Origin of the sequence: Streptomyces lasiicapitis (assembly GCF_014646335.1) — a bacterium.
GTDB lineage: Bacteria > Actinomycetota > Actinomycetes > Streptomycetales > Streptomycetaceae > Streptomyces > Streptomyces lasiicapitis.
The window spans coordinates 213,557-225,796 of sequence record NZ_BMNG01000008.1; the positions used below are offsets into that span (position 1 = coordinate 213,557).

Annotated in this window: 13 protein-coding genes; 4 read left to right on the forward strand and 9 right to left on the reverse strand. The window is 70.4% G+C overall.

What is annotated here, in order from left to right:
- Positions 1 to 73: 73 nt before the first annotated feature.
- From IEY91_RS19415 to IEY91_RS19430, 4 genes are all read right to left on the reverse strand, one after another.
- The gene (locus IEY91_RS19415) at positions 74 to 1,534 is read right to left on the reverse strand and encodes an FG-GAP and VCBS repeat-containing protein (RefSeq protein WP_189174963.1); all 1,461 of its coding nucleotides are present in this window, start codon (positions 1,532 to 1,534) and stop codon (positions 74 to 76) included.
- A 115-nt stretch (positions 1,535 to 1,649) separates the two neighbouring features.
- Positions 1,650 to 2,984, reverse strand: a complete 1,335-nt coding sequence (locus tag IEY91_RS19420) for a DUF418 domain-containing protein (RefSeq protein ID WP_164323706.1) — start codon at positions 2,982 to 2,984, stop codon at positions 1,650 to 1,652.
- Positions 2,985 to 3,032: 48 nt separating this feature from the next.
- Positions 3,033 to 3,242, reverse strand: coding sequence for a DUF397 domain-containing protein (locus tag IEY91_RS19425; protein WP_189174964.1), 210 nt, complete (start codon positions 3,240 to 3,242; stop codon positions 3,033 to 3,035).
- Positions 3,239 to 4,015, reverse strand: a complete 777-nt coding sequence (locus tag IEY91_RS19430; protein ID WP_189174965.1) for a helix-turn-helix domain-containing protein — start codon at positions 4,013 to 4,015, stop codon at positions 3,239 to 3,241. The genes IEY91_RS19425 and IEY91_RS19430 overlap by 4 nt, the downstream gene beginning before the upstream one ends.
- 119 nt (positions 4,016 to 4,134) lie before the next feature.
- Here IEY91_RS19430 and IEY91_RS19435 point away from each other — a divergent pair, with 119 nt between their 5' ends.
- Together IEY91_RS19435 and IEY91_RS19440 are read left to right on the forward strand one after the other, a co-directional pair.
- Positions 4,135 to 4,563, forward strand: a complete 429-nt coding sequence (locus tag IEY91_RS19435) for a hypothetical protein (RefSeq protein WP_189174966.1) — start codon at positions 4,135 to 4,137, stop codon at positions 4,561 to 4,563.
- 85 nt (positions 4,564 to 4,648) lie between these two features.
- A complete protein-coding gene (locus IEY91_RS19440; RefSeq protein WP_306309902.1) occupies positions 4,649 to 5,638 on the forward strand; it encodes a hypothetical protein in 990 nt (329 codons plus the stop codon).
- 4 nt (positions 5,639 to 5,642) lie between these two features.
- Here the strand turns inward: IEY91_RS19440 and IEY91_RS19445 are convergent, their stop codons facing one another.
- Complete coding sequence (locus IEY91_RS19445; RefSeq protein ID WP_189174967.1) at positions 5,643 to 7,436, reverse strand: tetratricopeptide repeat protein; 1,794 nt, start codon at positions 7,434 to 7,436, stop codon at positions 5,643 to 5,645.
- Positions 7,437 to 7,587: 151 nt separating this feature from the next.
- Here IEY91_RS19445 and IEY91_RS19450 point away from each other — a divergent pair, with 151 nt between their 5' ends.
- The gene (locus IEY91_RS19450; protein WP_189174968.1) at positions 7,588 to 8,061 is read left to right on the forward strand and encodes a profilin; all 474 of its coding nucleotides are present in this window, start codon (positions 7,588 to 7,590) and stop codon (positions 8,059 to 8,061) included.
- Between the two features lie 52 nt (positions 8,062 to 8,113).
- Here the strand turns inward: IEY91_RS19450 and IEY91_RS19455 are convergent, their stop codons facing one another.
- Both IEY91_RS19455 and IEY91_RS19460 read right to left on the reverse strand, forming a co-directional pair.
- Entirely contained in the window at positions 8,114 to 8,641 is a 528-nt protein-coding gene (locus IEY91_RS19455) for a hypothetical protein (RefSeq protein ID WP_189174969.1), read from the reverse strand.
- A gap of 93 nt (positions 8,642 to 8,734) precedes the next feature.
- Positions 8,735 to 9,682 carry an AraC family transcriptional regulator gene (locus tag IEY91_RS19460; protein ID WP_189174970.1) on the reverse strand — a complete coding sequence of 316 codons (948 nt, stop codon included), beginning with the start codon at positions 9,680 to 9,682 and terminating at the stop codon, positions 8,735 to 8,737.
- Between the two features lie 129 nt (positions 9,683 to 9,811).
- On the opposite strand from IEY91_RS19460, the gene IEY91_RS19465 reads away from it, so the two are divergent.
- The gene (locus tag IEY91_RS19465) at positions 9,812 to 10,750 is read left to right on the forward strand and encodes an MBL fold metallo-hydrolase (RefSeq protein WP_189174971.1); all 939 of its coding nucleotides are present in this window, start codon (positions 9,812 to 9,814) and stop codon (positions 10,748 to 10,750) included.
- Positions 10,751 to 10,867: 117 nt separating this feature from the next.
- Here the strand turns inward: IEY91_RS19465 and IEY91_RS19470 are convergent, their stop codons facing one another.
- Complete coding sequence (locus tag IEY91_RS19470) at positions 10,868 to 11,365, reverse strand: peptidylprolyl isomerase (RefSeq protein WP_164323722.1); 498 nt, start codon at positions 11,363 to 11,365, stop codon at positions 10,868 to 10,870.
- Between the two features lie 90 nt (positions 11,366 to 11,455).
- Positions 11,456 to 12,139, reverse strand: a complete 684-nt coding sequence (locus IEY91_RS19475) for a GDSL-type esterase/lipase family protein (protein ID WP_189174972.1) — start codon at positions 12,137 to 12,139, stop codon at positions 11,456 to 11,458.
- Positions 12,140 to 12,240 lie beyond the last annotated feature (101 nt).

Genomic DNA, 12,240 nt, shown 5'->3' on the forward strand with positions numbered 1-12,240 from the left:
CCGGTCGGCGGGCCCGTCCGTCGCTTGCGTTGCTCAGGCGGTCAGGCGGACGGGCAGCCAGCGGGTCAGTCGCTCAACTGGCCATGCGGTAGCCGAAGTTGCCGCCGCCGGCCGGGCCGCCGATGGCGCCCAGGTGGAAGCTGGTGGCGCCCTCTCCGGTCACCCCGGAGGTGCCGGTGGCCAGCTTCCAGACGCGGCCCTTGTAGCCATCCTCGCCGTTGCCGCCGACGTACAGCTCCGCGGCGCCGTCCTCGCCCGCGACCACGGCCGCCGAGGCGCCGAAGTGGTCGTCGTTCTCCGACGTGCTCGGTATGCCCTTGGAGTTCTGCGTGAACGAGGCCGCGCCGGTGGTGGTGATGCCGGTCGCGCTGCCGCGCAGCACGGTGATCGCGCCGGACTTCGCGGTGGTGGCAGCGTCGGAGCCGGTCTCGTACGAGGCGCCGACTATCAGGTCCGGGTAGCCGTCGCGGTCGGTGTCGCCGATGGCCACCGACGAGCCGAACTTGTCGCCCGCCTCCTCGACGCCGGGCACGCCCGCGCTGGCCTGCGTGTACTCGCGGGACTTCACGGTGTCGCTGACGCCGTTCTTGCCGCCGTACGTCACGTACACCTTGTTCAGCGACGGGTGGCCGGTGACCAGGTCCTGGTAGCCGTCCTTGTTCAGGTCGCCGACGGCGGAGGGCCGGGACTCCTCGTACTTGTACGGCCCCGGGAACTCGGCGGCCTTCACCAGGCCGTCGGGGGAGCCCTTCAGGATGACGCCGCCCCTCGAGCCGTCGCCGAGGCCGATGCCGCCGCCCACCACGACGTCGGCTGTGCCGTCGCCCGTCAGGTCGGCGACGTACACAGTGCTTGTGTTGGTCTTGTCCAGCTTGACGGTGTCGCGGTTCCAGATACCGGCCGGCTTGCCCGTGGTGCGGTTCAGCGGGCCGAGCAGGGCGGAGACGCCGTAGGCCATGCCGTGGTGGGCGCGGCTGACGAAGTCGTCGACACCGTCGCCGTTGACGTCGCCCACGCCCATGCCGCCGCCGAGCAGCTTCGGCGAGTCGGCGGTGTAGTTCCCCGGCGGCAGTTCGGTGCCCTCGCCGGTGATGCCGTCCTTGCCGCCCCAGAGGACCATGTTCTTCTGGAGGTAGTGGACGACCAGGTCGTCGTACCCGTCGCCGTCCAGGTCGCCCGTGGCGCTGACCTCGCGCCACTTGCCGTCCGCGACGGGCTCGCCCGGGACGCCCGGGGTCGCCTGGCTGAGGATCGTCGCGGTGTCGTACTTCAGGCCGGTCGCCGAGCCGTACGCGATCGTGACGACGCCCGCGCGCTTGACGTCGCCGACGGTCGCCGTGTGGGCGCCGATGGCCAGGTCCTGGCGGCCGTCTCCGTTGAAGTCGGCCTTGTTCCCGGCCGGTTGTCCCGGCGCCGGCGCCGAGGGTGCCGACGGTGCGGCGAGGGCGGCGGGTGCCAGGGCTGTCGTCCCGGCCGTCGTCCCCGCGAGTGCGGCCGCGCATACGGCGGCCGCGGTGAGCGCTCTGCGGCGCATGTGTGGTCCCCCCACTTCCCATGGCGGGCCGGGCGGACCCGAGGGCCGGGTTGCCCGGAATAGCCGCCAAAAGATCAAATCCAGCCAGATGATAAGCGCAACGAGGCGGGAACGGTCACGTCCGTATCCCTTCCGTCGCACCCGCCCCATCGGCCTCCCGGCTGCCCCCGTTCCCGTCTTTGCGCCCGTACATGAGGCGCCGCAGCAGTGTCTCGGCGGGGCCGCGCAGTCCCCGCAGTTCCAGGGCGTACGCGCCCGCGACCGTCACCAGCCACACCCCCACCGCCACCAGCACCATGCTCGCGCTGGTCAGGTGCTCGCCGAGGCCCAGGCCCCAGGCCGCGAGCAGCGGTGCGAAGAGGAGGGAGTGGGTCAGGTAGCAGGACAAGGACCGCTTGCCGACCGCCGACACGGCCGTGATCGCCTTTGCGCCACGGCGCCGCGGGCGCCGGGTCCACCAGTGCGCGAACAGGGCCACCAGCGCCACGTACCCGAGCCCGGCGGCGTTGCCCGTGACGTCGCGCAGGGTGAACAGCGGGCCCGACTCGCTCAGCGCGTCCGCCGGTATGTCGAGGACGCCGACGTGGGCGAGGGCGGTGGGCAGCGCGCCGAGCCAGCCGATCCCGATCCCGACGACCGCAGTGCCGCGCAGCAGCTTCACATGCCTGCCCGGCTCCTCCAGGATGCGGCGCCGGGCCGCCCAGAAGCCCAGCAGGAAGATGACGCAGCCGCCGGTCAGCAGCACGAGGGGTGCGGCGAGGCCCATCAGGTACAGGCCGGTCTCCGTGCGCGTGCCCGCCGCCGCGAGCCAGCTCTCCTTGCCCGCCCCGAACGCCTCGCTGCCCGGGTCCGCGCCCGCGTCCCCCATCGATCCGAGGTCGCCGCCGCTCAGCATCGTCGTGACGACCGGCTGCGCCGACAGCACCACGAGCAGCGTCGCCGCTATCCCTATCCACCACTTCAGCGCGCGGTCGCTGCGCCGCAGGAACAGCCAGCCCAGGACCAGGCTCACCAGTCCGTAGAAGCCGATGATGTCGCCCGCCATCAGCAGTGTCGCGTGCGCGAAGCCGATCACCATCATCCACAGGCTCCGCCTGCGCAGCAGGCCGACCGCCTTCCGCTCGGACGTCCCGCCCGCCGTCTGGCGGAGGAAGAGCTGCATCATTCCGTACCCGAACAGGAACGCGAACAGCGGGTAGATCCGGAGGTCCAGGCCCACGATCATCGCGAACTGCACCGTGTGGTCCGCCCACGAGCCGTTCACCGGCTGCCAGCCGGACGGCCCGTACTCCGAATTCCACAGGTGGAACGCCGTGTTGGACATGGCGATGAACAGGAGCATCAGCCCTCGCCCGAGGTCGGGCGCGAGTGCGCGTTCGCTTGCGCGGATGCTTGTCGGGGTGGGCTCCGCTGCGCGGGGCTGTGGGGTCGCGTCGGTGTGGACCGTCATGCCTTCGACGCTACGAACTCCGCCCGGGGCCGAGCATCGTCCGATCGGCTATCGACGGCTACCCGAAGGAGAGTGTGTGGAGAGGAAGGCGGTCCACGTGGCCCGCGCTATGTGGAGGGTCGGACCGTCGGGGGCCTTGGAGTCGCGTATGTGGACGGTGGTGGCTTCGCCGGGAGTGGGGCAGAGGGCTATTTCCAGGCACTCCCCGCCTTGGCTGCCGCTGTAGCTGCTCTTGAACCAGTTCAGGTCGGTGCTCATGAGGCCTGTGCCACCTCTTCGATGAAGGTCGCGGACTCTTCGGGGCTGAGAGCCTGAGCTCGCAGAATGCCATAGCGTGCGAACAGGTTTCCTAGCTCGGGTTGTTCGCTGACGAAGTAGCCGCCGCTCGGGCCTTCGACGTACGCGAGGTGGTTGCGTTCGGCGGTCTCCAGCAGAATCATCGGCCCGTCCAGCCCTGCGTGCACCTTTCGGTTGTGTTGCATCACCTGGATCTCGACATTGCGCCTGCGGCCGATGTCGAGCAGGTTCTCCAACTGCCCTTTGAGGGCCTCGGGGCCGCCGATGGGCCGGGTGAGCGTGATCTCTTCCAGTACGAAGCCGACAACCGGCGCGGGCTTGCGTTGCAAGACATGCTGGCGTTCCAGCCGAGCCGCTACTCGGGCCTCGATCTCATCGTCCTCCATGGGCGGGCAGTGGGAGCCGAAGATGGCCCGCGCATACGCCTCCGTCTGGAGCAGGCCCGAGATCACGTGGTTCGCGTACATGTAGATGCCGACGGCCTTCGCCTCCTCCTCGGCGTAGTCCTCGAACCACGCAGGGAAACGGCTGACCTTCAAGTTCACGCCCGCAGCCAGAAGTGCACCTTGTGCACCCAGTGCGTCGTCCGCGATCTCCACGAACTGGCCCTTGGGCGGCCGCTCGCCCCGCTCCACCATGGCCACTTGGGACTTGGAGTACTTGACGTACACGCCAAGCCCTTCCTGGGTCATCCCTGCCCGCTCGCGGAAGAACCGCAGCAACGCGCCGAACATCTTGAGGTTCCCCGAACCTCGTTCACCGGAGTGCACAGCGACCTCCCCGAACGCACAGCCCTGCACGGCCCTCACCAGGCCCTGGTCACAGTATGTGAGCGTCCATAAGCATCTGCCGTATGAACCCGGAAATTCAGACTCCCCCCACGACGCTCGCCCACCCCTGGATCCCCGCCTCCGGCCACGCCCTGCGCCACACCGGCATCCACTTCGACGCGATCCGCGTCCCCGGCGCCCTCGGCGACCAAGTCGCGTACGAACTCATCCAGTTCACCGACTTCCAGGCGGGCCCGATCATCCGCGAGGTCACCGGCGGGCGGAACATGTACTTCGTCCTCCGGGCGGGCACGGCAGCCCTGCACGTATGGCGCGGCGGCGCCCGGGCGCTCGGGCGCGACAGCCGAGGCGTGGCCTTCGTCGGCGTACCCGCCCTTGAGGGCAACACCTGGCCGCTGGACTGGCGGTCGCCGCCGACGCGGGAAACTCCGTACGTGGTGGGGGAGTTGCTGCGACACGTGGTGGAGCGGGTTTTGGCTACGGTACGGTGACCGTGCAATCACGCTCTGTGCGGAAACGTCGCTTAGAGCGGTCCTCGGAGGTGCTGAAACACCGTCCGAGGACCTTCACCACCGAGTGGATCTGGAGTCCATCGGGATGCTTCGGCATGCTATCGCGCCTGCGCGGCGCTATACGAAGGCTTCGCACGACGTCGTACGGCATCCGTGCCTGAACAGCGACGCGAAGATTCTGCTCCTGTACGTGCAGGGGCTCCCGGACGCGGACGCGTCGGCCAAGTCGCTGAGCGAGCACGCGGCTCGCCTCGGGATCACGGGACGGGCCTACCAGCGGGCCAAGCAACTCCTCGCCGACAGCGGCTACTTGCACGAGTGGCGGTGGCAGGGGGAGCGGGGGCGTTGGATCACGGAGCAGTTGCTGGCGAACGTCACTCTCACGCGTGAGGGGGCGGGGGTGGTTCGGGAGGGCGGTTGTCCTGAGCCGTTGGGGCCCTCGGTGCCGCCTGTGTCGCCGAGTGCGCAGCCACGGACGGTCGGTCGGCCGAGGGGTCGGGAGGTCGGTGGCTCTTACCCGGACAAGAACGTGGGGGAAGATCTTTCCCACCTCCCACCCGAACTCGATCCCGAGCCCGGATCGAAGCCCGCGCCGGAAGTCGCCGAAGCTGAGCGGGTGTTGCTGTCGCTGCGGCATGTCAGCAGGGAGTTGCTGCTGGGGGTGCGTGAGGCCAGAGGCCTCGCGGACGCGGCGGCGGAGTGGCTGCGGAGGGGTGTTTCGGCGGCGGAGCTGCGGCTGGCGCTGACGGCCGGGTTACCGGTGGAGGGTGTGCGGTCGGCTGCCGGATTCGTACGGCATCGGCTGGTCCAGAAGCTTCCGGCTGTGGCGGAAGTGGTGCCCGTGGCCGGGGCGGGAGTTGGGGCTGAAGCGTTGGTGACGTGCGAGGGGCCCGGGGACGAGCACGTGTTTCGGCGGGTGGGGGAGGAGCGGGAGTGCGGGCGGTGCCGGGTGGCTGCGGCTGTGGCTGCCGGGCGGGAGGGGGTTGTGCGGGGGGTGCCGTGGAGGGAGCGGGTGGCGGGGGTGACGGCTGGGGCGGCCGGGGCTGTGGGGTGAGGGGTCAGTCCGGGGGGCTGTCGGCTGCCTGGCGACGGAGGGCTTCCGCTTCTTGGGTGCGGCCGGTCTCGTCGAGGAGGATGGCGAGGTTGTTCGTGGCGTTGGGGTGGCCCCGGTCGTGGGCCTGGCGATAGAGGGTCTCCGCCTCGTCGGTGCGGCCTGCCCGCTTCAGGAGGATGGCAAGGTTGTTCGTGGCGTTGAGGTGGCCCTTTTCGTAGGCTTGGCGGTAGAGGGTTTCGGCTTCTTCGACGCGGCCCGCGTCGGCCAGGAGGAGGGCGAGGTTGTTCGTGGCGTTGAGGTGGCCTCTGCTGTGGGCGTGGCGGTAGAGGGTTTCGGCTTCCTCGGTGCGGCCGGACTCGTTCAGGAGGTGGGCGAGGTTGAACGTGGCGTTGAGGTGGCCTCTGCTGTGGGCGTGGCGGTAGAGGGTTTCGGCTTCCTCGGTGAGGCCGGACCTGCTCAGGAGGTGGGCGAGGCTGAATGTGGCGTGGAGTTGGCCTTTTTCGTGGGCGTGGCGGCAGAGGGTTTCGGCTTCTTCGGTGCGGCCCGTCTTGTCCAGCACGAGCGCGAGGTTGCAGGCGGCTCGTGTGTCGCCCTTGTCGGCCAGCGGCCGCACAGCCGCCTCTGCGACGTGGAGTGCGCCACCTCGGTAGGCGCTCGTCGCGATGGCCGAGCGGTCGTCGTCGCCGGCCGCGTGGGCGAGCGCCGTCTCCCGTACCCAGTCCGGCACCGCCGACTCCGTACCGTCCACCAGGTAGTCGAACGCCGACCACCCCTCGGCCATAGGCACCAGCGGACTCGTCACCCCCAGCCGCACCCCCGAAGCCCACGCGAACGCCTCCTCAAGCCCCTCCGGCCGCAGCACCGAGCCGCCCGCCTCCGCCAGACACCGCTCGTGCACCTCCACCAGCAACCCCCGCGAGTACGGCCCCCGAAGTCCCGCCCGAGACAGATCCACAGCCGCCGTCACGAGCGCCGCCCCACGCGCGTGGCCGCACACCCGTCGAGCACGCCGCCACTCCTGCATCACCACCGGCCCGGCCGCCATGTACTCCGCGATCCCGTAAGTCCCGTGGTGCACCACGGCATCCGCGATCCGTGAGTCGTCGCAGTCCCCGGCGCGGGCCAACTCGCCCTCACTCCACAGCCGGTCCAGATCCACGACCTCCGCCGTCCGCAGCACCCGCGCCCCGAGCCCGGCCCAACTCTGCGCGGCGCCGCCCTCGTCGGCCGCGCTGAACGTCTCGTACGGCTTCAACCGCATCGTCGCCACGACCGGCACCCGCAGCCGTACGAACTCCGCAAGCACCTCGGGCTCAAGGCCCTCCGGCCCGAGATACTGCTCCAGGTCGTCCAGCCACACCACGCACCGCAGGTGCCCGCAGGCCTCCAGCGCCTCCGGAGCGGGCCGCAGCCTCGCACCCACCGGGGGCGCCAACACCCGGTACTCCGGGAGCAGTTCACGTATCGCCTCGAACGCGGCCCGCGTCTTGCCCGCCGTGGAGTCACCCACCACCAGCACGAGGCCGCCCTCCTCGGCCGCCTCCCGGACCCGCTCCCGCAACTCCTCGTCGATGTCCCGCGCGACGTACGGAGGCAGCTTGCTGCCGTCCTTCCCGGGCCGCGCCCGATGCGCCCCGGCGGCGAGGGCGTCCCAGTCGCGGGCGAGCGGCCAGCGGTCGGGGTCCTGCAAGTACCGCTGCGGCGCCCCCGCTTGAGCCGCGCCGAACGTGACGGACCCGATGGACTGCGCCTGGATGACGTCGCGTTGCTCGCCGCCGGAGATGTGGTTGGCCGCCATGCCTCCCTACGGTAGACGGGGGCGCGCGGTCGGCGTGGCCTGGATTCTCCGTATCGGATCGGAACTCGGTCCGCGGACATTACGTTTTCAAGGAGAGATCCTCTCGGGGGACGCCGTCAGAAGCAGTGGCACGGTCGGCTAGGAGGCACCTGTGCGTGAGCGTTGGCAGAAGTTCATGGGGCAAGGGGACGACTTCGGGGATCAGTACCAACGGCCCGGTGGGCAGTGGTCCACGAAGCCCGGGGACGAGTGGCAGCAGTACATGGACTACTACCTCATGGGCAGCGGCGCCTTCTCCAGCGGCGTCATCCTCGACTTCGAGGGCAGGACCCTCGCCACCTCCTACGACATTCAGGTCACCGAGAAGGAGGGCTTTCTCCTCGGCGCCCTCGTCGACGAACCCGAGAACCTCGGCTCCCGGTCCGTCAGGATCGGCGGCAACGAGTACGCCAACCTCGGACACGAAGTCCGCACGCTCTACGGCTCGAACGGCTTCAACGGCTTCCTCGCCGCCAAGTCCAGAACCGCCCTCGTCGCCTGCCTCTATGTGGAGGGCCAGCCCCGCAGCGACGCGTCCAACGTCCTTGAGAAGTTCGTGGACTTCTTGGTGAAGAAGGGGCTCTGATCCGCTCTGCGGTTTGGTGACGGCGGGTACAGCGCCGGCGCCGGGCGGAGCACTAGCGTCGGTCCGTCACCCGCGGGTCGGGTGCCGGACCGTAGTCGCCGTCGTGATCCCTGGTCAGCGCCCCGCGCAGCTCCGGGTCCGAGTGGACCTCCGCCGTGTGTTGCCACGCGATGAGGAGCTGAGCCACGGACGCGCTGTTGGCGACGGAGTCAGCGGCCCGCATCGTGTCGACCAGTTCGACGGCGAAGGCGTGGATGTCTGCCTCCGGCAGGAAACGGACCCAAGGGAACGCGTCCGGCAGTATGTCGAGAAGCAGATCCATGCTGCCCGGCTCCCGCTGCGCGATCGCGGCCAGAATCCGCGTCGCCGCCGACACCACGGTCTGGTCCTGCTGCGCCCGCGCCGCGGTGGTGAGGACCAAGTCCTCGCCGTCCCTCCGGTGCAGCAGCAAGTGTGGTGAGTCTTTGAGCCGGGCGAGGGTCTGTCTGTTCTTGTTCACCAACTCGGAGAAGGTCACGGCGGCCGTTGCGGGAGGTACGGCAGATGCCGCAGCGGGGGCGGCTGCGTTCTCAGCGCTCATACTTCGAAACTAGTTTGAAAGTCATGGCTGCGCCATCGCCCACACGAGGGACTGGCCCGTCCGTGCGGCTGCCGACGGGCGTGCCGCAGTCCCTCATGGCACCCGCGCGAGCGGTGCGTGCCTCGCCCGGTAGCGCCCCGGTGTCGTCCCGAACTCCCTGTTGAACGCGTGCGACAGGGCGTACGGCGAGGCGTAGCCCACGCGGTGCGCGATCGTGGTCAAAGGGGCCTCGCCGGCGCGCAGCAGGGCCGCCGCCCGCGTCATGCGCCACCAGCCGAGGTAGGCCATCGGCGGGCGGCCCACCAGGGCGGTGAACTTGCGGGCGAGGGTGGCCCGCGAGACGCCCGTGCGGGCGGCCAGGCCGTCGTTGGTCCAGGGGTGGGCCGGGTCCGAGTGCAGCAGGCGCAGGGCTGTCGCCACGACCGGGTCGCCGAGGGCGCATGGCCAGCCCGGGGTGGCGTCCGCCGCGTGGTCCGTCATCCAGGCGCGGATCATGTAGACGAGCAGGAGGTCCAGGAGGCTCGGTACGGCGATGTCGGCTCCGGCTCCGGTTCCGGGGGCGCCGGCCTCGGTCTCCCTCGCCAACAGGCCCACCGCCGCGTGCAGTTCGGGGTGGCGGTCCGGGCGGGCGGGGAGGTGGATGACGTCGGGCAGCTCGGTGAGGAGGGGGTGGGCTCGGGCGCGGTCCAGGCGGTATTTGCCGCACATGAACTCGACGGGGGCCGTGCCGGTGCCTCGGGGTGGTTCTGCGTCCAGCCATCGCTCGAACAGCACCGCCCTCCCCGCCACATCCCCCTCCGCCGCCGCGTCCGCCAGGACGTGTTCCGAGCCGTGCGGCAGCAGCACCGCATCGCCCGCGCTCAGCTCGACCGGGCGGCGGCCCTCGTCGAGCAGGAGTCGGCAGTTGCCCGACAGGACCACGTGGAAGCCCGCCCCCTCGTACGCGGACAGCCGGGTGCACCAACTCCCGGACGCCCGCACCCGGTTCGCCGAGGGGCTGCCCACGCGTACGGCCGAGATCGCGTCGCTGACTACATCCATGCGGAGAGCGTACGCGGATGGTGAGTCGTTTGCGTATTCAGATGAGGGCTTCAGGCATTGGGACGCTCAGGTCTGCTCCTTACGGTGAGGCGTAGGCATTGAAAGTGGAAGAGAGGGTGAGGGGACGGCATGGAGCAGCAGCGGTTCGTGTTGGGGGACGTCGACGTGATCCGGGTCGAGGAGCTTCGGGGGCGCTTCGGAGCGGGGAAGGTTCTCGTGCCCGACTGCCCGCCCGACGTGTGGCGGGACAACGCCGGCTGGCTCGCGCCCGACTTCTGGGACCCGGAGGACGACCAGGTCGTGGGCGTCGTACAGACGTGGGTGCTGCGCAGCGAGGGGCGGACGGTGCTCGTCGACACGGGGGTCGGGAACGGGCGCGAGCGGCCCGGCTCCCCGGTCTTCCACCGGCTTGAGACCGATTTCCTGGGTCGGCTCGATGCCGTCGGCGTACGTCCCGAGGACGTGGACGTCGTCGTCAACACGCATCTGCACGGTGATCATGTGGGCTGGAACACCCGCGCGGAGGGCGGCGGCGCGGCGGGAGGTGACTGGGTGCCCACCTTCCCGAACGCCACCTACCTCATGCCCGCCGCCGACTACGCCCACTTCTCGCCGGAAGGCGCCGCCGCACTGCCCGCGCCGCGCGACGACGCCGAGCGCGGCCGCCGCGAGGACCACCGGAACGTCTTCGCGGACAGCGTGGAGCCGGTGCGGCGGGCGGGGCAGGCCGTGCTGTGGGAGGGCGGGTACCGGATCGACGGCAACCTGACCCTCGAACCCGCCCCCGGTCACACCCCGGGCTCCAGCGTGCTGCGCCTGGCCTCCGGCACGGACCGGGCGGTCTTCGTGGGCGACCTGCTCCACACCCCCGTACAGATCCTCGATCCCGCGTGCAGCAGTTGTCTCTGCGAGGACCCGAAGGCTGCTGCCGTCAGCCGCCGCCGCGTCCTGGAGCGTGCCGCCGACGAACGCGAGCTGTTCGTGCCCGCGCACTTCGGCGGGGCGGGCGTGGCCGAGGTGCGGCGCGAGGGGGGTGGGTTCGCGGTGGGGCGGTGGGGGGCCGCGTGAGCCGGCCCCGGGCCCGGTGGGGGCCGCGTGAGTCGGCCGGGGCCGGTGGGGGGCCGCGTGAGTCGGCGGCCCCCCTGCGCCCTGAGCCCTGCTCCGTCAGCCAGGGCTACCTGCCACTCAGAGCTGGCCGGACTCCGCGATCGTGATCTTGGCGGAGGTGCGGCCGGAGCCCGAGCCCAGGCTCTCGATCTTCTTGACGACCTTCATGCTCTCCTCGTCGGCGACCTCGCCGAACACGACGTGCTTGCCGTCGAGCCACGACGTCACGATCGTCGTGATGAAGAACTGCGAGCCGTTGCTGTTCGGGCCCGCGTTGGCCATGGAGAGCTGGCCCGGCTTGGTGTGCTTGAGCGTGAAGTTCTCGTCGGCGAACTTCTCGCCGTAGATGCTCTTGCCGCCCGTGCCGTCGCCGCGGGTGAAGTCACCGCCCTGGAGCATGAAGTCCGGGATGACGCGGTGGAACGACGAGCCCGCGTAGCCGAAGCCCTTCTCGCCGGTCGCCAGCGCGCGGAAGTTCTCCACGGTCTTGGGGGCGACGTCGTCGAACAGGTCCATGTTGATGCGGCCCGCGGGGACGTCGTCGATGGTGATGTCGAAGTAAACCTTGATTGTCATGGTCCCCATCCTGGCATCTGCTCCCGCGGGGTCGAGCCAGGCCACCCGCAAAGCCACGAGACAGGCCTTGGTCGGGGCCTCAGTCCGGGCCTAGTCCGGGACCTGGTCCGGCGGCCCGCCCAGGTCCCACGCCTCCCACATCGCCGCCGCGAACGCCGCCGCCAGCTTCCGCTCGCCGTGCTCGTTCGGATGCGTGCCGTCGTACGTGTCCAGATTGATGTCGTACGCGGCCGGCGGCGAGGCCAGGAGCAGCGCGGACGCGGCCGTGTCCAGGTCGGCGACCGTCTTGGCCAGGAGCTCGTTGAAGCGGGCGACCTCGGCGCCGAAGCCGGGGTCGTCCTCCGCGCGGACGTTCGGGATGACGGGCAGCACGGCGAGGGCGACGCGCGGGTTGGCGGCGCGGGCCTCGGCGACGAAGCCGCGTACGTTCTCCGCTGTCTGCTCGGCGTTGGTGTAGAAGCCCAGGTCGATGAGGCCGAGGGAGACGAGGACGACGTCCGCGCGGTGCGCGGTGACGGCGTCGCCGATCAGCGGGACCATGTGCTGCCAGCCCTCGCCCCAGCCCGCCAAGTGGCGCCGGGGGAAGTCGGGTTCGGCGTACTCGTACGACGTCGGGGCCTCGGTCGCCTTGTCGTACAGCGTCTCCCGAGGGCCGACGATCTTGAAGGGGGCGCCGTGGGTGGCGCACAGGTGGCGCCACATCCAGTAGCGCCAGGTGTGTTCACCGGCGCTTCCGATGGTCATCGAGTCGCCGACGAACATGAACCTGAGCATCCGCTCATCATCGCGCCACGACGGGGCCGCGGCCGCCGCTTCGCGTGTGAGGCTGGGCACGCGGGGTGTGACGCTGGGCACGTGGGGTGTGAGGCTCGGCA